The organism is Sphingobacterium cavernae (assembly GCF_008520265.1).
In the GTDB taxonomy this organism is placed as follows: domain Bacteria; phylum Bacteroidota; class Bacteroidia; order Sphingobacteriales; family Sphingobacteriaceae; genus Sphingobacterium; species Sphingobacterium cavernae.
The window spans coordinates 20318-45441 of record NZ_VIQM01000024.1; the positions used below are offsets into that span (position 1 = coordinate 20318).

At 36.2% G+C, this 25124-nt stretch carries 23 protein-coding genes; 8 read left to right on the forward strand and 15 right to left on the reverse strand.

The window, feature by feature from the left end; all coding sequences use genetic code 11:
- Positions 1-9: 9 nt before the first annotated feature.
- On the reverse strand, positions 10-675 hold the full coding sequence (locus FLS47_RS03565) for a hypothetical protein (RefSeq protein WP_149913021.1): 666 nt from the start codon (positions 673-675) through the stop codon (positions 10-12).
- A gap of 100 nt (positions 676-775) precedes the next feature.
- Here FLS47_RS03565 and tyrS point away from each other — a divergent pair, with 100 nt between their 5' ends.
- The gene (gene tyrS, locus FLS47_RS03570; RefSeq protein WP_149913022.1) at positions 776-2059 is read left to right on the forward strand and encodes a tyrosine--tRNA ligase; all 1284 of its coding nucleotides are present in this window, start codon (positions 776-778) and stop codon (positions 2057-2059) included.
- A gap of 114 nt (positions 2060-2173) precedes the next feature.
- Here tyrS and FLS47_RS03575 read toward each other — a convergent pair whose 3' ends face one another.
- The gene (locus FLS47_RS03575) at positions 2174-2731 is read right to left on the reverse strand and encodes a hypothetical protein (protein WP_149913023.1); all 558 of its coding nucleotides are present in this window, start codon (positions 2729-2731) and stop codon (positions 2174-2176) included.
- Between the two features lie 301 nt (positions 2732-3032).
- Here FLS47_RS03575 and FLS47_RS03580 point away from each other — a divergent pair, with 301 nt between their 5' ends.
- The 3 genes from FLS47_RS03580 (at position 3033) to FLS47_RS03590 (ending at position 7336) form a co-directional block, all read left to right on the forward strand.
- Entirely contained in the window at positions 3033-4220 is a 1188-nt protein-coding gene (locus FLS47_RS03580) for an aspartate aminotransferase family protein (RefSeq protein WP_149913024.1), read from the forward strand.
- A gap of 32 nt (positions 4221-4252) precedes the next feature.
- Positions 4253-5002, forward strand: coding sequence for an SGNH/GDSL hydrolase family protein (locus FLS47_RS03585; protein ID WP_149913025.1), 750 nt, complete (start codon positions 4253-4255; stop codon positions 5000-5002).
- Positions 5003-5074: 72 nt separating this feature from the next.
- The gene (locus tag FLS47_RS03590; RefSeq protein WP_149913026.1) at positions 5075-7336 is read left to right on the forward strand and encodes an inorganic phosphate transporter; all 2262 of its coding nucleotides are present in this window, start codon (positions 5075-5077) and stop codon (positions 7334-7336) included.
- Positions 7337-7705: 369 nt separating this feature from the next.
- Here FLS47_RS03590 and atpG read toward each other — a convergent pair whose 3' ends face one another.
- The 9 genes from atpG to FLS47_RS18865 form a co-directional block, all read right to left on the reverse strand.
- A complete protein-coding gene (atpG, locus tag FLS47_RS03595; protein ID WP_149913027.1) occupies positions 7706-8584 on the reverse strand; it encodes an ATP synthase F1 subunit gamma in 879 nt (292 codons plus the stop codon).
- Positions 8585-8663: 79 nt separating this feature from the next.
- On the reverse strand, positions 8664-10238 hold the full coding sequence (gene atpA, locus FLS47_RS03600; protein WP_149913028.1) for a F0F1 ATP synthase subunit alpha: 1575 nt from the start codon (positions 10236-10238) through the stop codon (positions 8664-8666).
- 54 nt (positions 10239-10292) lie between these two features.
- Positions 10293-10838: an ATP synthase F1 subunit delta gene (atpH, locus tag FLS47_RS03605; protein ID WP_149913029.1), complete on the reverse strand. Its 546-nt coding sequence runs from the start codon at positions 10836-10838 to the stop codon at positions 10293-10295.
- Between the two features lie 55 nt (positions 10839-10893).
- Positions 10894-11394 (reverse strand): F0F1 ATP synthase subunit B, encoded by a 501-nt coding sequence (locus FLS47_RS03610; RefSeq protein ID WP_149913030.1) that lies wholly within the window; start codon positions 11392-11394, stop codon positions 10894-10896.
- A gap of 114 nt (positions 11395-11508) precedes the next feature.
- Positions 11509-11697, reverse strand: a complete 189-nt coding sequence (atpE, locus tag FLS47_RS03615; protein WP_039053475.1) for an ATP synthase F0 subunit C — start codon at positions 11695-11697, stop codon at positions 11509-11511.
- Between the two features lie 37 nt (positions 11698-11734).
- Positions 11735-12817 carry a F0F1 ATP synthase subunit A gene (gene atpB / locus FLS47_RS03620; RefSeq protein ID WP_149913031.1) on the reverse strand — a complete coding sequence of 361 codons (1083 nt, stop codon included), beginning with the start codon at positions 12815-12817 and terminating at the stop codon, positions 11735-11737.
- A gap of 93 nt (positions 12818-12910) precedes the next feature.
- Positions 12911-13309 (reverse strand): hypothetical protein, encoded by a 399-nt coding sequence (locus tag FLS47_RS03625; protein ID WP_149913032.1) that lies wholly within the window; start codon positions 13307-13309, stop codon positions 12911-12913.
- Complete coding sequence (locus tag FLS47_RS03630; RefSeq protein WP_223225118.1) at positions 13302-13538, reverse strand: AtpZ/AtpI family protein; 237 nt, start codon at positions 13536-13538, stop codon at positions 13302-13304. The genes FLS47_RS03625 and FLS47_RS03630 overlap by 8 nt, the downstream gene beginning before the upstream one ends.
- 57 nt (positions 13539-13595) lie before the next feature.
- Positions 13596-15809 carry a helix-turn-helix domain-containing protein gene (locus FLS47_RS18865; protein ID WP_149913033.1) on the reverse strand — a complete coding sequence of 738 codons (2214 nt, stop codon included), beginning with the start codon at positions 15807-15809 and terminating at the stop codon, positions 13596-13598.
- 124 nt (positions 15810-15933) lie between these two features.
- On the opposite strand from FLS47_RS18865, the gene FLS47_RS03640 reads away from it, so the two are divergent.
- Positions 15934-16440 carry a cupin domain-containing protein gene (locus FLS47_RS03640; RefSeq protein WP_149913034.1) on the forward strand — a complete coding sequence of 169 codons (507 nt, stop codon included), beginning with the start codon at positions 15934-15936 and terminating at the stop codon, positions 16438-16440.
- Between the two features lie 47 nt (positions 16441-16487).
- On the opposite strand, the gene FLS47_RS03645 is transcribed toward FLS47_RS03640, so the two are convergent.
- Positions 16488-17690, reverse strand: coding sequence for an exo-beta-N-acetylmuramidase NamZ family protein (locus FLS47_RS03645; protein ID WP_149913035.1), 1203 nt, complete (start codon positions 17688-17690; stop codon positions 16488-16490).
- Between the two features lie 144 nt (positions 17691-17834).
- Between FLS47_RS03645 and FLS47_RS03650 the strand changes: the two genes are divergently transcribed.
- From FLS47_RS03650 to FLS47_RS03660, 3 genes are all read left to right on the forward strand, one after another.
- A complete protein-coding gene (locus FLS47_RS03650) occupies positions 17835-19688 on the forward strand; it encodes a DNA topoisomerase IV subunit B (protein ID WP_149913036.1) in 1854 nt (617 codons plus the stop codon).
- Positions 19689-19751: 63 nt separating this feature from the next.
- The gene (gene purU / locus FLS47_RS03655) at positions 19752-20597 is read left to right on the forward strand and encodes a formyltetrahydrofolate deformylase (protein ID WP_149913037.1); all 846 of its coding nucleotides are present in this window, start codon (positions 19752-19754) and stop codon (positions 20595-20597) included.
- Positions 20598-20725: 128 nt separating this feature from the next.
- Positions 20726-22501 carry a hypothetical protein gene (locus FLS47_RS03660; RefSeq protein WP_149913038.1) on the forward strand — a complete coding sequence of 592 codons (1776 nt, stop codon included), beginning with the start codon at positions 20726-20728 and terminating at the stop codon, positions 22499-22501.
- Between the two features lie 36 nt (positions 22502-22537).
- Here FLS47_RS03660 and FLS47_RS03665 read toward each other — a convergent pair whose 3' ends face one another.
- From FLS47_RS03665 to FLS47_RS03675, 3 genes are all read right to left on the reverse strand, one after another.
- Positions 22538-23440 (reverse strand): class I SAM-dependent methyltransferase, encoded by a 903-nt coding sequence (locus tag FLS47_RS03665; RefSeq protein ID WP_149913039.1) that lies wholly within the window; start codon positions 23438-23440, stop codon positions 22538-22540.
- A gap of 61 nt (positions 23441-23501) precedes the next feature.
- Entirely contained in the window at positions 23502-24257 is a 756-nt protein-coding gene (locus FLS47_RS03670) for an ABC transporter ATP-binding protein (RefSeq protein WP_149913040.1), read from the reverse strand.
- A 10-nt stretch (positions 24258-24267) separates the two neighbouring features.
- Complete coding sequence (locus tag FLS47_RS03675) at positions 24268-25002, reverse strand: MlaE family ABC transporter permease (protein ID WP_149913041.1); 735 nt, start codon at positions 25000-25002, stop codon at positions 24268-24270.
- Positions 25003-25124 lie beyond the last annotated feature (122 nt).

A 25124-nucleotide genomic window follows, 5' to 3' on the forward strand; every position in this document is an offset into this window, starting at 1 on the left:
TTAAAACTTTTAATCCAGCTGTTGCGTGATAGATATATAGATATCGTAATAATCTTTCAATTTCTCGCGTTGGTATTCATCTAGCTGCATTGCGAGTACTTCAAAATGACGCTTTTCAGGTGTAAATTTCCATACTCTCTTACAAATATTGAATAATGCATGTGGAAGATTTTCCACTTTTGCATAGTCAAAGATATATTTTGAGGAAACAAATCTATCATAAAAGTTGTAAAATCTTTCTACATCCACTGTCTCAAAAGTTTCCAAGTACTTTGTTAAAGTAATTTTATCAATATGTTCTAAATGTTCGTACAATCGAGATACGGAAAGTAGATTATTCGCTATAAGCTTGTGGTCAAGTAATAATTCTAAGCTAATGTGGGCTAAAAAAGATGCTCTAACTGGTAAATCGACAACGTTTTGCTCAATGATTTTACGAATTTGATGGGTATGATGGTAAAAGAAATCTGAACTATGAAAAATTTTATCTACCAAAAGATGTCTTTTCCATCCCTCCGTAATCGATTCACTCTTTATACCTATCGGCAGCATGGGTGAAAATTTATGAAGCTGAAAAGAATTGTCTTTGTCTGCATTCTTTAATAAATCAGGCAAAAGTCCGCCTAACACTTGCTCAGAATGAACAGCATATCGTTCGAAATAGTAATGTGACAAAAAATTCAAAATGCAGCAATTACAGAATTATTAGTCGTAATATACGTCATAATCTGCTATCTTTGCAATCTTAAATCAAAAAATATATAATCATATCGTTATGAGTTTTGTAGAAGAATTACGTTGGAGAGGCATGCTTCAAGATATCATGCCGGGAACAGAAGATTTACTGAACAAAGAAAAAGTTTCAGGTTATATCGGTTTTGACCCAACTGGCGATTCTTTACATGTGGGGCATTTGACTCAAATCATGACTTTAATCCATTTTCAAAATGCAGGACACAAACCTGTTGCCCTTGTCGGAGGTGCTACAGGAATGATCGGTGATCCATCGTTCAAGTCTGCAGAAAGAAATCTTTTAGACGAAGCTACATTGAATCACAATGTAACTTGTCTTAAAAATCAATTGGCAAAGTTTTTAAATTTTGGCGACGGCGAAAACGACGCTAAAATGGTAAATAACTACGATTGGTTTAAAGATTTCAGCTTTTTGGATTTTATTCGTGACGTAGGTAAGTTGATTACGGTCAACTATATGATGTCTAAGGATTCGGTAAAGAAACGTTTAGAAGGTGATAACGGATTATCGTTCACGGAGTTTACTTATCAACTGATTCAAGGATATGATTTTTATTATTTGTGGAAACACCACAATTGCAAAATCCAAATGGGTGGTTCGGATCAGTGGGGAAATATTGTAACAGGTTCGGAGATGATTCGTCGTCAAGACCAAGGTACAGCTTACGCATTGACTACGCAGTTGATTAAAAAATCTGACGGTCAGAAATTCGGTAAAACGGAATCTGGTGCAGTATGGTTAGACCCGAAGAAAACTTCGCCTTTCAAATATTACCAATTCTGGTTGAATGCAACGGATGACGATGCGAAAAACTGGATTAATATTTTTACACTACGTTCGAAAGAAGAAATCGAAGCTATCGTAGCTGAACATGATGCTGCGCCACATTTACGTATCGTACAGAAAGCTTTGGCGGAGGATATCACGATCCGTACACACTCTAAAGAGGCTTACGAGACAGCGGTTAAAACTTCCGAGTTCTTATTTGGTAATGGTTCTTTGGAATTCTTGGCGAATTTAGAACACGATACAGTTTTGGAAGTTTTTGATGGTGTACCTCAATTTACAATTAGCAAAGCTGAATTGGAATCTGGAGTTAATATTTTGGACTTATTAGCCGTACAAACGCAAGTTTTTGCTTCAAAAGGCGAAGCTAAGAAAATGTTGACTGGCGGTGGCGTATCACTGAATAAAGTAAAATTAGGCGATATCGAACAAACTGTAACAGCTGGCGATTTAATCAACAACAAATATTTAGTTGCGCAAAAAGGTAAAAAAAATTATTTCTTGATTATCGCAGAATAATTAGGTCTTTTAGATATTTTGTAAAGCCTCAATCGTTGATTGGGGCTTTACTATTTCATATAGACAACAGAAAGTATCTAACAACTTTTCTTCTAATTAAATGAGTTTATTATTTTACTCCACAACATTTAAGGTAATATATCGTTGATTGTTATTAGTAAAATATATAGGAACCATTTGGTGATACGTCACTTCGTTTTCCCAGTACTCAACCTCTAAGAATGTATCAAAACTTAAGTTTTTATTCTCCGATAAATATCGAAATCTAACTCCCAAAAGATAATTTTTACTTTCTAAAAGTTCATAATAAATAATTTGTTCAAAATAAGTTTCATTATTATGACTTACGATTGAATTATTCATCTTACTAATATCAAATAATGGAGATAAATATCTTCCATCATTGTTATTATTATCAAAAAGTATAAACGTGCTATAAATTGCAGAACTAAATCCTTTCCAATTATTCCAGTCACTTTTATTAACCTTCAAAACACATTTGATTATATCTCCGACTTTATATACATCTTTAGCTGGTGTAATAGTGGCAAAAACTTTCGCATCCTTTAATTCTTCAATTGGAAAGGCCTCTGGACGAACTGGTTCACAATGAAAAGCTGTAGTCAAAAGAAATATTCCAAATAGGAGAAAACTGATATAGTTAATTTTCATATTTATCTTTATAAAGTTATAATAAACAATTACAATAAGAATTATCAACGAAAATCTCTTGTCCAATACCATTGGTATAATAACATCTATTCATATTATCTTTTTTAGTTCGATATCCTTCATAACTACATATTAGATCATTAAATAATGGCTCACAGCTACTCAACAGTATAATGGACAAGAAAATATAAAAATATTTCATAATAAAAGTCTTTGATTTAATTCTAAGGTAAAATTATTGATAAAAAAAACAAACAAACATTAACTTTTTCACTTAATTAATCATTAGTACCTTTGTCCTATGATTAGTAATAGAGAGCTTTTCCTGAAAAACACAGCTCAAACATCAGAAAGTCCACGACTTATAGAAATTGAAAAAGCTGAAGCTTCTTACCTTTACGGACCTCAAGGACAGAAATATTTAGACTTAGTATCTGGTTTTAATGTAAGTAATATTGGTCATCGCCATCCTAAAGTGATTGCAGCAATTCAAGAGCAATTGGAAAAATATTTGCACGTAACGGTTTATGGGGAGTTTGTACAAGCGCCACAAGTACAGTTTGCGACTAAACTATTAGAAAACCTGCCCTCATCTTTTGGTTCAGTTTACTTAACCAATTCGGGCGCGGAGGCTGTAGAAGGTTCGATGAAAATTGCGAAACGATACACAGGTCGTCGGCAAATTATTGCGGCTAAGAATGCGTATCATGGCAGTACACAAGGTGCTTTGAGTTTAATAGGTGGTACACAATATCAAGAAGCTTACGCTCCTCTCCTACCAGAAATTGACTTTATCGAGTTTAACTCCCAGACAGATTTAGAAACTATTACAGATAAAACTGCTGCAGTCATTGTAGAAGCTATCCAAGGCGAAGCAGGTGTACGTGTACCATCTGCGGAATATATGCAAGCATTACGTGCTAAATGTACGGAGGTTGGTGCATTATTAGTCTTCGATGAAATTCAAACAGGTTTTGGACGTACAGGTAAGCTGTTTGCATTTGAACATTTTGGTGTCGTTCCTGATATTTTGATGTTGGCAAAAGGTATTGGAGGCGGTATGCCTTTAGGTGCGTTTGTAGCACCTAAAAAAATTATGGATGTTATCAAAGCCAATCCGATGTTGGGACATATCACGACATTTGGTGGTCACCCTGTTTCTTGCGCTGCAGCATTAGCTTCGCTGAAAGTAATTCTAGAAGAGCAGCTGGTGGAAGGAGTAGAAGAAAAAGCACTATTATTCCGTCAGGAACTAGCGCATCCAAAAATCAAAGAAATTCGCGGATTGGGTTTAATGATGTGTTTGCAGTTAGAAAACTTTGATCAAGTATATAATGTTAGTAAATACTGTGCTGACAACGGCATCATGATAGACTGGTATTTACACTGCGAAACGGCTTTACGTGTAGCGCCTCCATTGACTATTTCTAAGGAAGAAATCAATGAAGCTTGTCAAATCATCAAGCAAGGAATTGATAAATTCTGTTAATATCGCTACTTTAGGGTTATAAACCTTAAACTATGAAAGACAGAAGAAGTTTTCTAAAACAATCGCTTGCAGCTATCGGCACAACTGTTATTGGCAGTAACTTGACTCATGCTGAATCATTTGCCGCAAAAAATAATAAAATTGAATTACGCAAAAACGACATCATTCTATTTCAAGGCGATTCGATAACAGACCACGGACGTAGTAGAGATCGACTTGGTCCGAATGATTTAGACGCGATGGGGAAAGGTTATGCTGCACACGCTGCACGTACACTTTTACATAAACATGCTTCTAAAGATTTGCAAATCTATAACCGTGGAATCAGTGGTCATAAAGTACCTCAATTAATTGAGCGTTGGCAAAAAGATTGCTTGGATATTAAGCCAAATGTATTGAGTGTTCTGATTGGTGTCAACGATTATTGGCATAAACGAAATGGAAACTATAACGGATCAGCAGCGGAGTATAAAGCACAATACCAAAAAATGCTGGATCTTACGCTTCAGCATCTTCCTAATGTAAAATTAATCATCGGAGAACCTTTCGGTGTCAAAGATGTACAACATGTGGACAACAGCTGGTATCCTGAATTTGGCGATTATCAGCGCGTAAGTAAAGAGATCGCAACTGAATACAAGGCAGTATTCATACCTTACCAAAGCATATTTGACAAGGCAGGAAAAGAAGCCGATGGAAAATACTGGGCATATGACGGCGTACATACAAGTATGGCAGGTATAAGCTTAATGGCAGAATCTGTATTACAATGTTTTAAATAAATCAAAATTAGCTAATGTTAACATTAAGTTAACATTAGCTTCATACTTTTGTAGGGTTAACTTTATATAAGTATGGAACACTACCTTTATTTAGTCATCATTACACTTATAGTTTTAGCAGTCATCGACTTGATGGTTGGTGTTAGTAATGATGCTGTGAATTTTCTAAACTCTGGTTTAGGATCAAAAGCCCTTTCTTTCCGACTAATTATGATACTTGCATCAGCAGGTATTCTGTGTGGTGCGGTTTTTTCCAGTGGGATGATGGAAATTGCCCGAAGCGGGATTTACGTCCCGAGTATGTTCAGTTTTAATGATGTCATGGTCATATTCCTTGCCGTCATGATTACCGATATTATCTTGCTTGACGTATTTAATTATTTTGGATTACCTACCTCTACCACCGTATCTATAGTTTTTGAATTACTTGGAGCAGCTGTGTGTTTAGCCTTATACAAAATAATGATGTCCTCAGGTGATTATAGCACACTTTCACAATATATTAACACAAAAAAAGCTTCTGAAATAGTTGTAAGTATCTTATTGTCTGTAGCGATATCATTTACATTGGGTATGCTCGTACAATACGTATCACGTGTGTTGTTTACTTTTCAATTTCAAAAACGAATAAAGACTTTTGGTGTTTTCTTTGGAGGTCTTGCACTAGCTTTGATTTCTTATTTTATTTTAATCAAAGGATTAAAGTCTGTAACATTTATTAGCAAAGATGTGCAATCTTGGATAAGCACACATGAATTAACCCTATTAGGGGGAAGCTTTGTCGTTTTTACTATTTTTAGTTTTATACTTACGCGTCTTAATATCAATATACTTAAAGTAATTATTGGCGTTGGTACTTTTGGTCTGGCACTTTCTTTTGCAGGAAATGACTTAGTAAACTTTATCGGTGTACCTGTAGCTGCTATTCAGTCTATAGGATTTTTCAAAGCGGCTGGTACAGGAATAGATCCCAATACATACATGATGTCAGAATTGGCTTCATCGGAGATTGTAGCTCCAATGTGGATCTTATCTGTCAGTGGATTGATTATGATCTTTACATTATGGACATCTAAGAAAGCTCGTACGGTTATCGAAACAGAAATGAGCTTGAGTAGCCAAGACTCATCTACAGAAAAATTCCAACCCAATACATTATCAAGATGGATTGTAAGAGGTTTTGTAAATTTAGGTAATGTGTTATCGTACGTGATGCCTCGTACATTGCAATCAAAGTTGGATAAACGATTTGAGCAGACAGTATCAGCTACTACACAAAAGTCAAAAGATGAACCTATGTTTGACATGGTTCGTGCATCTGTAAACTTGATGGTAGCGAGTAGTCTAATCGCTTTGGGAACTTCAATGAAATTACCTTTATCCACGACTTATGTGACTTTCATGGTGGCAATGGGTACAGCATTTGCAGATAGAGCATGGGATCGTGAATCTGCGGTATATCGTGTATCAGGTGTTTTTCATGTAATAGGTGGATGGTTCTTCACAGCAGCTTGTGCATTTACTGGTGCATTTGTAATCGCTTACTTCTTAAAAATTGGCGGCATTGTAAGTTTTGTTGTCGCATTGATCGTGTTGGCTTTATTATTATTCCAAAATGCACGTAGCCATAAGAAAAAAGTGGCTGAACAAGCAGAACGTAAACTTCAATTGGAAAAAACAGACATTCGTTCTGTTCAACAAGTGACGGAAGCGAGCTCCAATCAGATAAGTGAAGTAGTCGCAAAAGCAAACTTATTCTATAGTGAGGTAATTGAGAATCTTATTAAAACAGATTTAACGTCATTATCCATCAACAAAAAACTAATTAAGAAGCTCAATAAGGATTTGGATTCTACTAACGATAATTTGTATAACTTCATCCGCAACTTGGATGATAATTCAGCTAAATCAAGCCGTTACTACATTATTTCGTTAGGTTATCTTCAAGATATTATTGAAAACCTGTACATCATTGCCAATAATGCACACAGTCATGTTGACAATAATCACAAGCCGCTAAGAACGAGTCGTGGTGAAGATCTTCGTCTAGTTACCAAGCAATTGAGTAATTGGTATGCTGAAATATACAATATGTACAAGCGCCTTGAATTTACCAATATTGATAGTGTAATGAATCAACGTAACAAGATTCAGAGCACCATCAATGAATTAATGGATCTTCAAATCAATGATATTAGAACAACAGATACTAGTCCAAGAAATACGAGATTATACTTCTCTATCTTACTTGAGACAAATGAAATGGTAAGTTCTACTTTCAAATTGTTAAGACTTCATAAAGAGTTTTTAGAATTCAAACAAGCAAATAAGTAACAAATACTTTTTAAATAAATTGAATGGGGCTTTATCAATAAGCCCCATTTTTATGTCCTAATAAAACGCTATGCTGTAGCAATAAACAAAATGTATGTTGAAAATGTAGCTAATTCTAACCTTTTAATACGTGATTTTTGAAACACTAATTAAGCCTGTATATTTAACAAATAACAACTAATGATATTCAATGGATATACTCAATAGAGTTAATCCAATTGTATAAGAGCAATGCAACAGTTTTAACGAAGCATAACTATTTATACTATCACTCATTTAATGTTGAAACTTTTTGGTAATAGTTTAAAGCAAAAAAAAGCGATGAAATTAATTTCATCGCTTTTCTATTGAGATTCCCGAAGGAATTATTTAGCCGTTTGAAAGTGCAGCTGCACCCGAAACAATCTCTGTAAGCTCTGTAGTAATAGCTGCTTGACGAGCTTGGTTGTATGAAAGTTTCAATTGCTTTAATAAGTCACCAGCATTTTCTGTTGCCTTATCCATCGCAGTCATACGTGCTCCGTGCTCCGAAGCATTAGAATCTAATACCGCTTTGTACAATTGAATCTTAATCGCTTTAGGGATTAATTCTTCAATGATTTTTTCTTTTGAAGGCTCGATAATGTAATCCAATTCTACAGTGTCTTCTTTCTTTTCTTCAGGCAATAGAGGTAACAATTGTTCTGAAGTCAAAACTTGTACTGCAGCATTGCGGAATTGGTTGTAAACAACCTCTACACGGTCGATATTTCCTTCTTTGAATTCATTCATGATGTATTCAGTCACTTTAGATACGTTTTCGAAATCTAAGTTGTTGAATAATTCATTATGATTGCCAATAACGTTGAAATTACGCTTAGAGAAGAAGTCATGACCACGCTTACCAATAGCAATCATACTTACATCACCTCTCGCAAATTGATCCGCATATTTAGCAGCGATCAAGTTATTCGTCGTTTTAATAGCATTAGCATTGAAAGCTCCTGCCAAACCTCTATTTGAAGTCACTACTACGATCAAAACCTTAGTAGGCACTCTATCTTGAGTATATGGAGAATCATTTCCTTCTACAGAAGCTGAAACTTGAGCAAGAATATCTCTTAATTTATTGGCATAAGGGCGCAATTGCACGATAGCATTCGTCGCACGCTTTAATTTTGCCGCAGAAACCATTTTCATGGCTTTGGTAATCTGCTGCGTGGATGTCACCGAGGTGATACGGTTTCTTACTTCTTTTAAATTTGCCATATTTTAATAGAGATTTGAGTAAGGAGTATTGCGTATTGAGTAAGATACTCCCTACTCAATACTCTATACTCTTATCTAATTAATATTTTGAAGCTAATTCTTTAGCTACTTTTTCTAAAACGTCTGTTAACTCATCTGAGAATTTACCAGCTTTTAATGCTGACAATACTTCTGGATGACGTTGCTCTAATTGCGTCAAGTATTCCTCTTCGAATTGACGTACTTTGTTCACAGGAACATTACGCAACAATCCTTTTGTACCTGCATAGATGATAGCTGTTTGCTTTTCAACTGATACTGGTGAGAACTGACCTTGTTTCAAGATCTCAACGTTACGAACACCTTTATCTAATACTGATTTAGTAGCTGCATCTAAATCCGAACCGAATTTAGCGAAAGCTTCCAACTCACGGTATTGTGCTTGATCTAATTTTAATGTACCAGATACTTTCTTCATCGACTTAATCTGTGCGTTACCACCTACACGTGATACCGAGATACCTACGTTGATCGCTGGACGGATACCTGCGTTGAATAAGTTAGATTCTAAGAAGATCTGACCATCTGTAATTGAGATTACGTTAGTAGGGATATATGCGGACACGTCACCTGCTTGAGTCTCGATGATAGGAAGAGCTGTCAATGAACCACCACCTTTTACCAAGTGCTTGATAGACTCAGGAAGGTCATTCATGTTACGAGCTATATCATCTGAAGAGTTGATTTTCGCTGCACGCTCTAATAAACGAGAGTGAAGGTAGAAAACGTCACCTGGGTAAGCCTCACGGCCTGGAGGACGTTTCAATAACAATGACACCTCACGGTAAGCTACCGCTTGTTTTGACAAATCATCATATACGATCAATGCTGGACGACCTGTATCACGGAAGAATTCTCCGATAGCAGCACCCGCCATTGGCGCGTAGAATTGAAGTGGAGCAGGATCAGCAGCAGAAGCAGCAACTACAACTGTGTAAGCCATAGCACCTCTTTCTTCCAATACACGTACAATATTAGCTACTGTAGAGTTCTTTTGACCAACTGCAACATATATACAGAATACTGGTTGACCAGCATCATAAAATTCTTTTTGGTTGATGATAGTATCGATACATACCGCTGTTTTACCAGTTTGACGGTCACCGATTACTAACTCTCGTTGTCCACGACCAACAGGAATCATCGCATCGATAGCTTTGATACCAGTTTGTAATGGCTCAGTTACTGGCTGACGGTAGATAACACCAGGAGCTTTACGCTCGATAGGCATTTCATAAGTTTCGCCAACGATAGGTCCTTTACCATCAATTGGTTGACCTAAAGTATTAACTACACGGCCAAGCATACCTTCACCTACTTTAATAGATGCGATACGATTTGTACGTTTGATTGTATCACCTTCTTTGATTTCATCTGAAGGACCTAAAAGTACAACACCTGCGTTGTCTTCTTCTAAGTTTAATACAATACCTTGTAATCCGTTTGAAAATTCAACCAACTCACCTGATTGAACTTTTGTTAAGCCGTAAACGCGAGCAATACCGTCACCAACTGTAAGCACGGTACCTACTTCCTCTAATTCGGCCTCTGACTTAAAGCCTGACAATTGCTCTCTTAGAATTGCCGAAACTTCATCTGGTCTTACCTCTATCATTTTACTTCGTATAAGGGGTTTTAGATTCTATTAACTTTTACTACATCAATGTGATTAAACACCTTGATTGATGAAATGTCTTTCTAATTTATTTAATTTTCCAGCAATACTCTCATCCAATTGCTTATCGCCTACTTTAATGATAAATCCACCGATCAATGATGTATCTACTTTATTCGTAAGGATAACATTCGCATTTATTTGTTGAGCAATTGTATTGCCTAAAGATTGTACATTAGCTGCAGACAATGGTTGTGCTGAAATAACTTCAGCTTTCACGATACCTTTCAATTCGTTGTATTCACGAACAAACTCTAAAGCTGTAGCGTATACTAATTCGCCACGACCTTTGCGTACCATGATATCGAAGAATGTAGACACTTCTGCACTTACTTTACCTTCGAATAATGCTTTTAAGATATTTTGCTTCTTATCTGTTTTTACGATAGGATTCGCCAATACAGCTTTCAATTCCGAACTAGATTTGATTACTTTCGCAACCTCTTCCATCTCGGCTTTCACCTGCTCTAACGTACCTTTCTCTTTTGCCAAATCCAAAATAGATTTAGCATATCTCGAAGCAACTTTGAATACTGACATTTTATAAAATTAAAAATTAAAAACTATTAATATTAAAAAGCTAACGCTATCAATATTAGTTTAATTTCACGTCTTTCAACAAGTCAGACACTAATGCTTCTTGTTTACCTTGGTCTTCAAATTCTTTTGTCAAAACTTTGCGTGCGATGTCTAATGACAATGCAGATACTTGGTTTTTAACTTCTGCCAACGCTTTTAATTTTTGATCTTCGATCTCACGTTTTGCAGATTCAATTAATTTTGCACCTTCAGTTTGCGCAGATAATTTCGCTTCCGCAACGATTTTATCTTTCAACTCTTTTGCTTCTTTCAAGATTGCGTCACGTTCTTCGCGTGCTTCTTTCAACAATTGCTCGTTTTCGTTAGTCAAACGTGCCATTTCCAATTTAGCTTTCTCTGCAGAAGCCAAAGCATCAGAAATTCCTTTTTCACGTTCCTCTAAAGCATTAACGATAGGTGTCCAAGCAAATTTTCCTAAAATAAAGATTACAATCAATAAGATAATTAATTGCCAAAAGAACAAACCGTATGAGAACTGATTAATTAATGCGTCCATTATATTTGCTTATAAAATATGAATTTTTCTATTTGTTGTCTTTAATTTTTTGTTTTAAACATGACTTACAACCAACCGTTGCAAGTCATGTTTAGATCTTTCAATCAACTTGGATTATTTACCTAAGATTAAAGCACCGAATGCTAAACCTTCTACTAAGGCACCAATGATGATCATCGCAGTTTGAATTTTACCAGCTGCTTCAGGTTGACGAGCGATAGCTTCCATTGCAGAACCACCGATTTTACCTAAACCTAAACCTGCACCGATTACGATTAAACCTGCTCCAATTAAATTGTACATAATGATTTATTTATAAAAATTTAACAAAAAATTCTGATTAATGATGCGCGTGCTCTTCTACAGCCATACCAATGAATAGTGATGACAACATCGTGAAGATAAACGCTTGTAAAAATGCAACTAACAATTCTAAGAAGAATAAGATCAATGTCAATAACATAGACACACCTATACTACCTCCCACTGTTAATTGTTGTTGGAATAAATAAACGATAGCAATCAAACCCATTACTACAGAGTGACCTGCAGTGATGTTAGCGAAAAGACGCAACATCAATGAGAATGGCTTCGTGAACATCCCTAAAACTTCGATTGGCGCTAATACAATTTTAAATGGCACTGGTACACCAGGCATCCAAAAAATGTGCTTCCAATAATCTTTGTTTGCTTTGAAATTTGTGATAAAGAATGTGAATAATGCCAAACACAATGTAACAGAGATATTTCCAGTTACGTTGAAACCAATTGGCGTAAGACCCATGATATTCAATAAGAAAATCAAGAAGAATACAGACAATAAATAAGGCATAAATTCTTTGTAACGGTGACCAATATTTGGTTTAGCCATTTCGTCACGTACATATAATACTAAAGGCTCTAAGAAACGACCTACTCCAGTAGGAATTGCGTTCGCACCTTTTTTGTAAGTTTTAGCTAATGCAGTAAATCCTAAGAACAACAACAATGCAGCTAACATTAAACCTACAACGTTTTTCGTGATAGAAAAATCCCAAGGCTTAGCATTTGTTGGGTGATGCTCAGCGTCGTAGTTGATTGTTCCAGCAGCATCAGTTTTGTAAATTTTACCGTGGTAATTTTTGTAAAACTGACCATCTTTCTCGACTACACCGTTTCCTTTTTTGAACTCGCCAGAAGAAAACACTTTCAAACCACCATCAATCAAAATTACTGGCAATGGAAAACCTACATATTCTTCACCTTTTTTGAATAAAGTAAAATAGTGATCATCTTGCAAGTGATGTGCGATGTGCTCATTAATTTCTTGCGCTTGAGACTTTGGAGTTTCACCGTGTGCGTCTTCAGCAGCTAGAGATAAGAAAGGATTGGCAGCAAATAAAATTACTGTTAAAAATAAAAGTGCTCTTTTAAGATTCACCATTTTAGATTACTATTGAATAATGAAAAATTTTGTGCAAAAATACAACTTTATTTGGCATATAATATGTTTTACTTAAACTTTTTTATAAAAAGTTTACTGCGCATTATTTTCTTGATTAAGAGCCTTAAATGCTACAAAAACATCGAAAATAAGGAACAGAAAAAACACAACTAAGAAATTATATTCAATAAAGTCATTTTCAAATTTATTTAAGCCATTTTTGATGTAAATGTAACTTGCAATAGCATTAATTGTCATCAAAGCCAAAAACACAAAACCCAAATTTTTAGGCATTGCGTATTGTGTCAACAACGTCAATACGACTACAAATAAGGAAATCCCAACACCAAAAGAATACATCCCCAACAGGGTATAATCCGTTTGCTCCCAGAAATGGTTAGTTTCTATTCCGTTTAATACTAAAGTATGTGCAAAATAAGACGCTACCCCAACGACGAGTAACATCACAATATATCTAATATAGTTATTCATTTTTACTTATTCGGTTGGCTTGTTTGATAAATTGAAATAATGATACCGTAACACCCAACATGGTTAATCCTTTGGTCCACCAACCACCTTCGACTTGATACTTGCCATCCAGCCACTCTCCTAACAGATAAAAAACATAAATGGTCACCCCCATTTGAAATGGCATGGAAGTAAATACTAACCATTTATTCAGCTTAGAATCTTTCTTTTTATCTTTATTCGCTGTCAAAGCCTTCAAATTAACACAACAAATATATTACAATAAAGGCTTATCGCGAAGACAATGCTAAACTTTAGTTTCTAACACTTTTTGACCAATCTTAATTTCTGGATAAGAATAATCATCACCTAAGATGATTTTGATTTGCGAAGAAGACTTACCTTCGTTTGCTTTAAGGACATCAAGAATTCTATCCAGTTTTTTGAGATCGATCAATTCTTCAGCCTCAATTTCTGCACCTACATAATGAATCAAATGCCCATACACCGTACCTTCGACCATTCCTCTTTTTTGCGCAATCTGCGCAATATCCACCCCATCCTGATACATATCTAGCGTAATTTGCTTAGTATCTTTCTCTTCATTAACATCGTCGTCAGCTACTTTTACTGATTCATCTTTTACGACATTTATCTGCAATGGTAAATCATCCAAGACTTGCTCTTTGGTCAATGCTTCCGCTATAGTCAGACAATGCTTCAAAACTTCATATTTACGTTTGAAATCCAGCAACAATGCTTTGACTTCTTGAATATATTTCTTCGTTCGCTTACGAATAGTCCAGTCTTCGATGTGTTTTTCGGTAGCTTTGAGAAGCTCCTCATCCATTTTTGGCAAAAACCAATTAACAGCAGAAGTCGTGCGCTCGCAGATTTTGTGATAATCCAATGCTGCCTTGTCCGAAAGCATCACATGCAATTGCTGCATAAACTTATGCGCGACTTTTTCTTGCGTCTTAATAGACTGTTCTAACAAATAAAAGAACGAGACCACGCCTTCTTTGTTATCGATGTTACGGTCTTTCAAACTTTCCTGCAGCTCACTTACAGCTTCCGTCAAGCTTGTCCAACGAAAACTTTGCAATAAAATCTGTCCAAGATAGGCGCGTTGACTATTTTTTAAAATTTCATCGACTTCATCTTCCTTCACGAGCTGCTTCATAAAATCCACAACCTGAAAATCCGTACGTATCGCATGTGGCGCAATTTTGGAACGAAGCACCAAGCCTTCCAAACCCGTCAACCTACTCAGCGCAACATACACTTGTCCTGCTGCAAACGAAGTTCCGGCGTCGATAATTGCTTTTTCGAAAGTCAAACCTTGACTTTTGTGAATCGTAATCGCCCAAGCCAACCGCAACGGAAATTGAGAAAACGTACCCAATACCTCTTCTTCTATCTTGTCTTCTCCCTTATTGTACTTGTATTTGATATTTTCCCAAGTCTCACGACGTACAACCACATCTTCGGAACCGTCCTTAAATCCTACCAAAACCTGATGTTTGTCTAAATTTAGTTCTTTGACAACACCTATCTTACCATTAAAATATTTACGATCTTCGCCTGTATCATTCTTAATGAACATCACTTGTGCGCCAAGCTTTAGTGTTAACGTTTCCTCTGTCGGATAGGCTCCTTGCTGAAAATCATCCTTCACAACCGCTTTTACATTGTGCATTTTGCCCGAAAGCTTTGCCAATTCCTCTTGGTTAATTTGATCTGCTAATCGATTATGTGATGTTAATGTAATGTATTGCTCGTTTTTCTCTGGGACAAAATCCTCTTTATAGTGTGCATTCAATTCCTCCAAATCCTGTTGATCACACTCATTATTTCGGATATTATTTAGGACAGAAATAAACTTATCGTCACTTTGTCTATAGATATGTTGCAATTCCAATTTAATCATTGATGTAGCACGCAACACCTTTGCATTGAAGAAAAAAGGACTCGTATAATGATTGCGCAAAATCTGCCATTCCTGATCGCGTACAACAGGTGGTAACTGGTACAAATCTCCGATAAATAGCACTTGAACACCACCAAAAGGACGCATATCGCGACGTACAGACTTCAAAATCACATCAATTGCATCTAGCGTATCTGCACGCACCATAGATACTTCATCGATCACTAACATTTCCAACTCTTGCAAAATTGCTCGACGTTGTTTGGTTAATTTGATCGTGGAGAATAAACGATTTTTGTTATAAATATTGTTGTCTTGCTCATCCCACTTCAACTCATAATCTTCGACAAAAACACCAAAAGGTAACCAGAATAAAGCATGCAAAGTTGTACCGCCTGCATTCATCGCAGCTACACCAGTCGGCGCCGTGATTGCCATTTTCTTATAACAGTTTTCACGGATATATTTCAGAAAAGTAGTCTTTCCCGTTCCTGCCTTCCCTGTAAGAAAAAGATTTTGGTTGGTTTGATTGACAAAGGCAACAGCCTTTTTGAAAATTAGATTATTTGCGTCGATCTTTTGTTCACTCATATCTTCTACAAAGATATACTAATGTCTAAGAATAAGTATTACTATATTAATTTTTAAATTTTCGAAAAATTTTGTGGATATTAGTTCATAATAAAATTTTAAAAAACTTAAATAAATTCTTACTATGGCATATGTTGATAAAAGTGAGTTATTCAATCAAATTCAGGAAAAACTAGATGGCTTGGGTTTCTCTATAGAAAGTATAGATCAATCTAGACCATGGGGAGGTTTTTTTGTAATTGACGAAAGTCAAGCTCAAAAATTCGCAAATGAATTTTTTGATGGTTTAGATACACAAGAGCTTAAGATTTCAGGAAAATTAAGTCCAAAAATTCTTATAGTGGGTCCGAATAAGCGTTTATCGTGGCAATACCACCACCGTCGTGCTGAAATCTGGCGTGTAATTCGTGGGGAGGTTGGTGTCGTAACTAGTCCAGATGACGATGAGCATGAATTAAAAATACTGAAAGAAGGTGATTTTATACGTCTTTCACAAGGTCAGCGCCATAGATTAGTTGGTTTAGCCGAATATGGTGTAGTCGCAGAAATATGGCAACACACTGACGCAGTTAATCCTTCAGATGAAGATGATATAGTGCGTGTTCAGGATGATTTTGGAAGATCTATTTAAAAAAATAACGAAAAGCCGAGAAATTAGCATTCTCGGCTTCTTCATTTTTAAGGATATAATAAATATTTCTTACGCATTTTCTTGTAAGAAGAAATCCCTGGTTCCCAAGTTTTTCTGATTCGTTGCTCACTCCAACCCGCTGCCAACTGTTTTTTAAATTCACCATCTCCGATCAAAAAATCAATATTTCCGATTTGTCTGCTTATGCTTCTGTCAAAAAACTTGTCTTTGTTTGGGTGGTTATTATACAGCTCAATCATCCAAGAGAGATTTATCTTCTTACTTTTCACTAATTTCTCCAAATCATAATTACGTAAATCCAAACCATAGCATACTTGATCCTGAAATACAGGATCTTCAGCCATCCCTGGTTTACTTACGGGTGTGTAACTAAAAGAATATTTTTCCTTCAACATTGGGCCACCAATAATCGTAAATGGAAAATCTGTACCACGACCATGATTCAATGCAACACCTTCAAATAAACACGTTGATGGATAAAGCAAAATACTTTGTGCTGTATTCAAATTTGGCGATGGATTGATAGGTAATTTATACAACATACTGTGATTGTAGCCTTCCATTGGAATCACTTCCAAATCACACTTAATATTATTCGCCATCCAACCTTCACCATTGACCATAAGTGCAAATTCTCCCAATGTCAAGCCATGTACCACAGGAATTGGAAATTGCCCAATGCCAGATTTATGTTTCATATCCAATATTGGACCATCGATAAAATAGCCATTTGGATTTGGGCGATCAAGTATCATGACCGATTTGCCATTTTCAGCACAAGCTTCCATCACATCACGCATGGTATTCATTATGGTATAAAATCGGCAACCTACATCTTGAATATCAAAAATCATCAGATCCACATCCTTTAAGTCTTCTTTGCTTGGCTTTTTCTTATTGCCATACAAGGAAACGATTTTTAATCCTGTTTGGATATCAACCTCGTCATTCACGGTAGTGCCATTACTTGCATTACCTCTAAAACCATGTTCTGGTCCAAATACTTTTACGATATTAATACCAAGCTTCTGCAAGCTATCAACCAAATGTGATTTCCCAAGTATTGTTGTTTGATTGGCAACTATAGCAACACGCTTCCCTTGTAGCTTTGGTAGATAAAATGAAATCCGCTCAGCAGCTGTTTTTATTTTCGCATTGTCGTACTTTATTTGGGCAAATGAAGACATTACGAATCCAAGCAGCATACAAATAATTAAGAATCTTTTCATTAGGCATGTATTAATTGATTAAGATTTAAATATAACAACTTTAATATTCTTTTTGTGGTTTATTAATGTAACTTTTCGCACATCTTAATTCCTCTCTTTATCGGTATTTTTTTTATATTTTTGTTTCAAATTTTTGGATAAATCATGACAGCATATAACGAAGACAGTATACGATCACTCGACTGGAAAGAACATATTAGATTACGTCCAGGTATGTACATCGGTAAGCTAGGCGATGGCTCTGCTTATGACGATGGTATTTATGTATTGCTCAAAGAAGTCATGGACAACTCGATTGACGAATTTGTCATGGGAGCTGGAAGAACTATTGATATCACAGTAACAGAAAATAAAGTTTCGGTACGTGACTATGGACGTGGTATACCGATTGGTTCTGTAGTCGATGTAGTTTCGAAGATTAATACTGGTGGTAAATACGACAGCAAGGCTTTCCAAAAATCTGTTGGTCTTAATGGTGTCGGTACGAAAGCTGTGAATGCACTTTCTACCAGTTTCACTGTGCAATCATACCGCGAAGGTAAAACGCGTATTGCGACTTTTAGCAAAGGCGAATTGCAAACCGATGAACAAAAAGATACAACACAACGTAATGGTACGTCGGTAACATTCTATCCAGACGACAGTATTTTTAAACACTATAAATACCGCATCGAATTTGTCGAAAACATGATCTGGAATTATGTTTTCTTGAATTCTGGGCTGACAATCAATTTCAATGGTCAAAAATTCGTTTCTGAAAATGGATTAAAGGATTTGTTGGAAAGAAATGTAGATACCGAAGGTATGCGCTACCCTATCATTCACCTAAAAGGTGAGGATATCGAGATAGCGATGACGCACGGTCAACAGTACGGAGAAGATTACTATTCATTTGTAAACGGTCAACATACGACACAAGGTGGAACACACCAAGCGGCATTCCGTGAAGCTGTCGTAAAAACAATACGCGAGTTTTATAAAAAAGATTTTGATGCTTCGGATGTTCGTGCATCTATTATTAGTGCTATTGCAATTAAAGTACAAGAGCCTGTCTTTGAATCACAAACTAAAACCAAATTAGGTTCACAAAGCGTCGGCCCTGAAGGCCCTACCGTTCGTACATTCATCAATGATTTTGTCAAAAAAGCCCTTGATGACTACTTACATAAAGATTCAGCCACGGCAGAAGCGTTATTAAAACGAATTATGCAGTCCGAGCGTGAACGTAAAGATATCGCTGGTATTAAAAAATTAGCTAACGAACGTGCTAAAAAAGCATCTTTACACAACCGAAAACTGCGTGATTGTAAAGTCCATTATGGGGATAAAAGCGACAGAAATCTAGAGACCACGCTTTTCATTACCGAGGGTGACTCAGCATCGGGTTCGATTACAAAATCGCGGGATGTGCAGACACAAGCGGTATTCAGTTTACGTGGTAAACCCTTGAATTGTTATGGTCTAACCAAGAAAATCGTGTATGAAAACGAGGAATTCAATTTATTGCAACATGCTTTAAATATTGAAGATGGCATGGACGGACTACGTTACAACAATATTGTAATCGCTACCGATGCCGATGTCGATGGTATGCACATTCGACTGTTGATGATGACTTTCTTTTTGCAATTTTTCCCTGATTTGGTGAAAGCGGGCCACGTGTATATCCTGCAAACTCCATTATTCCGTGTGCGTAACAAAAGGGAAACTATTTATTGTTATTCGGATCAAGAACGTTTTGATGCTATAAATAAGTTAGGCGGAAAACCAGAGATCACACGATTCAAAGGTTTGGGAGAAATTTCACCGTCTGAGTTTGGTCAATTTATTGGTGAAGATATCAAACTAGAACCTGTTATCTTGAACAAAGACAATAAATTGCCACAAATCTTGGAATATTACATGGGTAAAAATACACCTGATCGTCAACGCCATATTGTAGATAATCTGCGCGTAGAACTTGACTTAGAGGAAGAACTGGTGAAAGCAGCCATCTAAAAAACACCATTCAGCCTCTACCAATTTAGAGGCTGAATACCATTATAAACAACCTAACCAAACATGACTACACAAACTTTAATACTTATTCAATGTCAAGATGCTGTTGGATTGGTATCTAATATATCTAACGTACTTGCTAAGCATAAACTCAACATCATAACGATGCGTGAGTATGTCGATGAAGAAAACAATAAATTCTTCGTTCGTGTAGTGTGCACAGGAAATGCAGAAGAAAGCAATGGTCTATATAGCCACCTGAAAGCCGTTTTACCTGAAAAAGCATTGATTAAAATAAATCCTTCGAAAAAGAAAAAAATAGCTGTATTAGTCACCAAAGAACATCACTGTCTAGGAGATATTTTGGTTCGTAATTACTTTGGAACGTTGAATGCTGAAGTTTGCGCTGTTATTAGTAATTATGACAATTTGCGAGATTTTACAGAAAGATTTGACATTCCCTACTATTACATTACGCATGAAAATAAGACAAAGGATGACTTTGAAAATGAATTAGCGATTCAACTGAAAGAGATAAATCCTGATTTCATCGTTCTTGCCAAATTTATGCGCATTCTATCTCCAACATTTGTGAAAGAATTTGAACACCGAATTATTAACATTCACCATTCTTTCTTACCCGCATTTATTGGTGCCAATCCATATAAACAGGCGCACGATCGTGGTGTAAAAATAATTGGTGCAACAGCCCATTTCGTGACAAATGATTTGGACGAAGGCCCAATTATTGTTCAAAATACAAAGTCTATAGACCACAGTTACGATCCACAAAAAATGCGTACTGCAGGTCAAGAAATTGAAAAAGCGGTTCTTACGAGAGCAATACAATTGATTGTAGAAGATCGTGTAATGCTCAATGGAAATAAAACTATTGTTTTTAAGGCATAGTTCTGAACTTATTTTGCTCTTACTTTATATTTTATAGATACTAAAATGTGCTTTAAAACACTTTTTAGTATCTACTGCACTATTTTTTAGTACGTGATATTTTAGGTAATTGTGTCATATTTCAAACTATGACACATACATTCCATATACCCGTCTTAGGACTTGCTTTTTCTATTGATTCTCCTATCAAAGTTGCGCAATATGGTATCTCATCTGTAATATCTATTGTCGATGACGAACTCATCGAGCGTATGCGCAAATATTACAGTAGCCAAATCGGGATACCATTTCAAGGTATTTCCGCTTTCGAAGAAGACGGTAGAGCCAAACGAATCACTGCTTATTTGGATTTGGTGCAAGATATTGTTAACACGCAAACCCAAAGACTTAAAAATTCAAGACTAGAGATTTCGGATTCACTTAAAAAATATATTGATCTACAACCAGATTCTTCGCCAATCCGCGAAACCTACCAGCAATTCTTAGCAGAAGGTTCGGAAGAAAAAAAGAAGTTAATTTTTGCTGATTTAGTGAATTGTATTGAAGCTGGACAGATAGATGTAAACATCATGTCTAAAGTGGATAAAATTAATCACGACAGAAAAGGAAATGCATTGGAAGGACACTATTCTGATGCCAGTGCAGCTTTACGCGGTTTCGCAAATAGTAAAGTTAAGTCTTCTGTTGTATTATCCGCAGGAATGAATCCAAGGTTATACAGTTATATAGGGGAACTTCCATCGTTCTTTCCGAATGAGGCTGGAGAATTCGATAAAAAAATAACATTAAAAGTTTCTGACTTTAGATCTGCCCTTATTCAAGCTAAATTTTTGGCAAAAAAAGGAATCTGGATTTCTGAATACCGTATAGAATCGGGATTAAACTGTGGAGGTCACGCTTTTGCAACTGATGGATTTTTAATTGGTCCGATCTTAGAAGAATTTAAACAAAAACGATCGCAATTAAGGGAAGAGCTTTTTCCTATATACCAATTCGCTCTAATTGAAAAAAATATAGTCCTTGACAAGGCTCCACCGATAAAAATCACTGCACAAGGAGGAATTGGAACGGCTGCAGAACAAAAATTTTTGATAGATTATTACAAATTAGACGGTACAGGTTGGGGATCGCCGTTTTTATTAGTTCCAGAAGCAACTACGGTGGATGAAAATACACTTAAAAATTTAGCTACAGCAACAGCAGACGACTTCTATATCAGTGGTGCATCACCTTTGGGAGTGCCTTTTAACAATTTCAAGAAAAGTACGGCAGAAATATTACGTGAATCTCGAATAGAAAAAGGTCGTCCCGGTGCGCCTTGCACAAAAAAATACCTTGTGACACCGTCGACGTATGAAGAAGAGCCCATGTGTTCAGCATCTAGAATATACCAACATCTAAAAATCACGGAACTGGAAGAACTCGAGCTTGATGAGGAAACCTACGCAGCAAAACTAGCAGAAATCACAGAAAAAACTTGTCTCTGCGAAGGATTAGCAAATGCCGCCTATCTAAAATACGACATGTTGGAGAAAAAAGATTCGAGCACTGTTGCAATTTGCCCAGGCCCCAATACGGCATATTTCGATCGGATTTACTCTTTGCAAGAAATGGTTGATCACATATATGGTAGACAGAATTTATTGAAGAATGTGGAGAGACCTTCTATATTTATCAACGAATTACGCTTATATATTGCACATTTAACCACATATATTCAATCGAATCGGCAAGACTTGGATACTAAAAAAGAGAAGTATATTCAGAAATTTAAAGCTGAATTGCTTGCTGGTATTGCATACTATCAAAATTTACGCGAAGCACTTTTTGATACAAACGCTAAAGAATATCATCATTTCAGTCAAAAGCTGGAAGAAGCTAAAGACCAAATCAACACTTTATAAAAATAAAAAGCTGCTCTGAAGCAGCTTTTCTATTATTTATTTCGAAAATCTTCTGAATTTACCAAAGACACCTAAAGGCAATTTTGGTCCTGCAGTAGCTTGTAAGTATAGCTCGCCTATTTCTAAATTTTCAACTTTAGGAAATGACGTACGTATTAAATTCTCAACGATTACGGAAGAAAATCCTAACGAATAGGTATTCAAAATCAAGAAGTGTTCTTTTGGATCCAACAATTGAACCACATCTTGCATCATTTCCATGATGTGATCTTCCAACTTCCACTTCTCTCCTTTTGGTCCATGACCGTAAGCTGGAGGATCCAAGATAATACCGTTGTATTTATTACCACGTTTCAATTCACGTTTTACAAATTTCAATGCATCTTCTACCATCCAACGTACATTGGACAAACCCGAAAGCTCCTGGTTTTCGTTCGCCCAAGTTACGACTTGTTTGATCGAATCGACATGCGTAGTATCCGCACCAGCCGCACGTGCAATCATCGAAGCACCACCTGTATATGCGAATAGATTTAAAACCTTTGGATTTGGCGTTTTAAAGGATTTAACCGATTCTGAAATATAATCCCAGTTCACCGCTTGCTCTGGGAAGATTCCCACATGCTTAAACGATGTTAATCCCAAACGAAAGTTGATTGCCACATCGTTATTCTTGTACTCAATATGCCAACGATCTGCTGATTTAGGATTTTTCTTAAGCCATTCACCACTAGTAGCTGAACGACCTTTAAACTTAATATGATAACGTTTATTCCATTCGGCATCGCCTAAAGTTTTTGGCCAAACAGCCTGCGGTTCTGGGCGAATCAAGATTAAATCACCAAAACGTTCTAATTTTTCAAAATCACCACAATCGATTAATTCGTAATCTTTCCAGTGTTGTGGCGTAAGTAGTTGGATATTTGTTGAAGTAGACAATGTGCTATTCGTTTAATTTTTTGCAAAGGTACGGAAAATAGGGAAATTAGCTAAAGCTATTCTACTTCATCGTATCCTTTGCTGCTTTCATCAATGGACTAGCAAATACGAAGTCATTCAATTCTTGTACATCCGAATGCAACATGTCTTGATTCGAGCCTTCCCAAAATTTCTGCCCCTTATATAAAAACATAATATACTCGCCGATTCCCATCACAGAATTCATATCGTGTGTAACCACAACAGTTGTACATTCATACTCTTGGGTCAATTCTAAAATAAGTTCATCTATCAAAATAGAAGTCGCCGGATCCAATCCCGAATTAGGTTCATCACAAAACAAATATTTAGGACTCATCGCTATCGCCCGTGCAATCCCGACCCTTTTCTTCATCCCTCCCGAAAGCTCAGCAGGATAAAGCTTATTGGTATTCAACAAGTTTACACGTTCCAAACAAAAATTAGCGCGATCACGTTTTTCGGATTTGCTCATTTCGGTAAACATATCCAAAGTAAATATGATGTTTTGCTCTACCGTCATCGAGTCAAATAATGCTGAATTCTGGAATAGCATACCAATTTCTTTTCGGACAGGAACCTTCTCCTCAAAATCCATCGCTGTGAATTCTTGCTTATCAAAGAAAACGCGACCCTGCTCAGGTTTATGCAACCCGACAATACATTTAAGCAAAGTACTCTTTCCAGATCCCGAGCCACCAATTATTAAAGAAACCTTTCCAGGTTCAAAAATCGCATCAATTCCTGTTAATACTTTTTTATCGCCAAAAGATTTATGTATATCTTGAACTTCAATCATTCTTCTCTAATTATAACATCAATGCAGTAATCACATAATCACAAGCTAGTATCGTAATACAACCGATCACGACAGCACGCGTACCTGCTTGACCTACTTCTAATGCTCCTCCACGCACATGAAAACCTTTATAAGCCGGAATAGTCGTAATGATAAAACCATAGACAAAAGCTTTCACCATTGCGACAGCTACTGTCAATCCGTTGAATCCGCCTTGAATACCTTGTATATATTCATTCGTAGTCACTGCTCCTGTCAACACACCACCTAATAGACCACCTACCAATGCACAAACTATAGCGATTATGACCAAAACAGGCATCATGATCACACCAGCAATCAACTTTGGCATAATTAAATAACCTGCAGCATTAATTCCCATAATTTCCAACGCATCTATCTGCTCAGTCACACGCATAGAACCTATTTGCGAAGAAATAGATGACCCTACTTTTCCCATTAATACAAGCGCAGAAATGGTTGGGCCAAGCTCAAGGATATTAGAGTCACGGTTAATTTGTCCGATAACAGATCTTGGAATAAAGTCAGAATTCAGCTGAAATGCAATTTGCATAGTCATTACAGCTCCGATAAATGTTGAGATGATGACAATCAAGCCCAAGGATCCTACGCCTATCTCACTCATCTCATGCAACATTTCTTTATAGTATACGCGCCATTTTTCTGGTTTTTTGAAAACCTTTTTTAATAAGAGAATATATTCACCAAAATAATAGAATATCATATGTGTAATTACGGTTTATGCTAAAATACATATTATATACTTATAACCCATAAAATTTGCTTTTGTTTAAAATTCAATAAACATCTACACATTCACCGAAAGTTTTCCTTTCTTTACCGAAT

Coding starts and splice junctions, on each gene's coding strand:
- FLS47_RS03645 (WP_149913035.1), bottom strand. CDS start 17,690: ATGAAAAGATTCTTAATTATTTGTATGCTGCTTGGATTCGTAATGTCT.
- FLS47_RS03670 (WP_149913040.1), bottom strand. CDS start 24,257: ATGATTGAAGTTCAAGATATACATAAATCTTTTGGCGATAAAAAAGTA.
- FLS47_RS03675 (WP_149913041.1), bottom strand. CDS start 25,002: ATGATATTCTATTATTTTGGTGAATATATTCTCTTATTAAAAAAGGTT.
- FLS47_RS03575 (WP_149913023.1), bottom strand. CDS start 2,731: ATGAAAATTAACTATATCAGTTTTCTCCTATTTGGAATATTTCTTTTG.
- atpB (WP_149913031.1), bottom strand. CDS start 12,817: ATGGTGAATCTTAAAAGAGCACTTTTATTTTTAACAGTAATTTTATTT.
- FLS47_RS03585 (WP_149913025.1), top strand. CDS start 4,253: ATGAAAGACAGAAGAAGTTTTCTAAAACAATCGCTTGCAGCTATCGGC.
- atpE (WP_039053475.1), bottom strand. CDS start 11,697: ATGTACAATTTAATTGGAGCAGGTTTAATCGTAATCGGTGCAGGTTTA.
- FLS47_RS18865 (WP_149913033.1), bottom strand. CDS start 15,809: ATGAGTGAACAAAAGATCGACGCAAATAATCTAATTTTCAAAAAGGCT.
- atpH (WP_149913029.1), bottom strand. CDS start 10,838: ATGTCAGTATTCAAAGTTGCTTCGAGATATGCTAAATCTATTTTGGAT.
- atpA (WP_149913028.1), bottom strand. CDS start 10,238: ATGATAGAGGTAAGACCAGATGAAGTTTCGGCAATTCTAAGAGAGCAA.
- atpG (WP_149913027.1), bottom strand. CDS start 8,584: ATGGCAAATTTAAAAGAAGTAAGAAACCGTATCACCTCGGTGACATCC.
- FLS47_RS03580 (WP_149913024.1), top strand. CDS start 3,033: ATGATTAGTAATAGAGAGCTTTTCCTGAAAAACACAGCTCAAACATCA.
- FLS47_RS03610 (WP_149913030.1), bottom strand. CDS start 11,394: ATGGACGCATTAATTAATCAGTTCTCATACGGTTTGTTCTTTTGGCAA.
- FLS47_RS03660 (WP_149913038.1), top strand. CDS start 20,726: ATGACACATACATTCCATATACCCGTCTTAGGACTTGCTTTTTCTATT.
- tyrS (WP_149913022.1), top strand. CDS start 776: ATGAGTTTTGTAGAAGAATTACGTTGGAGAGGCATGCTTCAAGATATC.
- FLS47_RS03640 (WP_149913034.1), top strand. CDS start 15,934: ATGGCATATGTTGATAAAAGTGAGTTATTCAATCAAATTCAGGAAAAA.
- purU (WP_149913037.1), top strand. CDS start 19,752: ATGACTACACAAACTTTAATACTTATTCAATGTCAAGATGCTGTTGGA.
- FLS47_RS03590 (WP_149913026.1), top strand. CDS start 5,075: ATGGAACACTACCTTTATTTAGTCATCATTACACTTATAGTTTTAGCA.
- FLS47_RS03650 (WP_149913036.1), top strand. CDS start 17,835: ATGACAGCATATAACGAAGACAGTATACGATCACTCGACTGGAAAGAA.
- FLS47_RS03625 (WP_149913032.1), bottom strand. CDS start 13,309: ATGAATAACTATATTAGATATATTGTGATGTTACTCGTCGTTGGGGTA.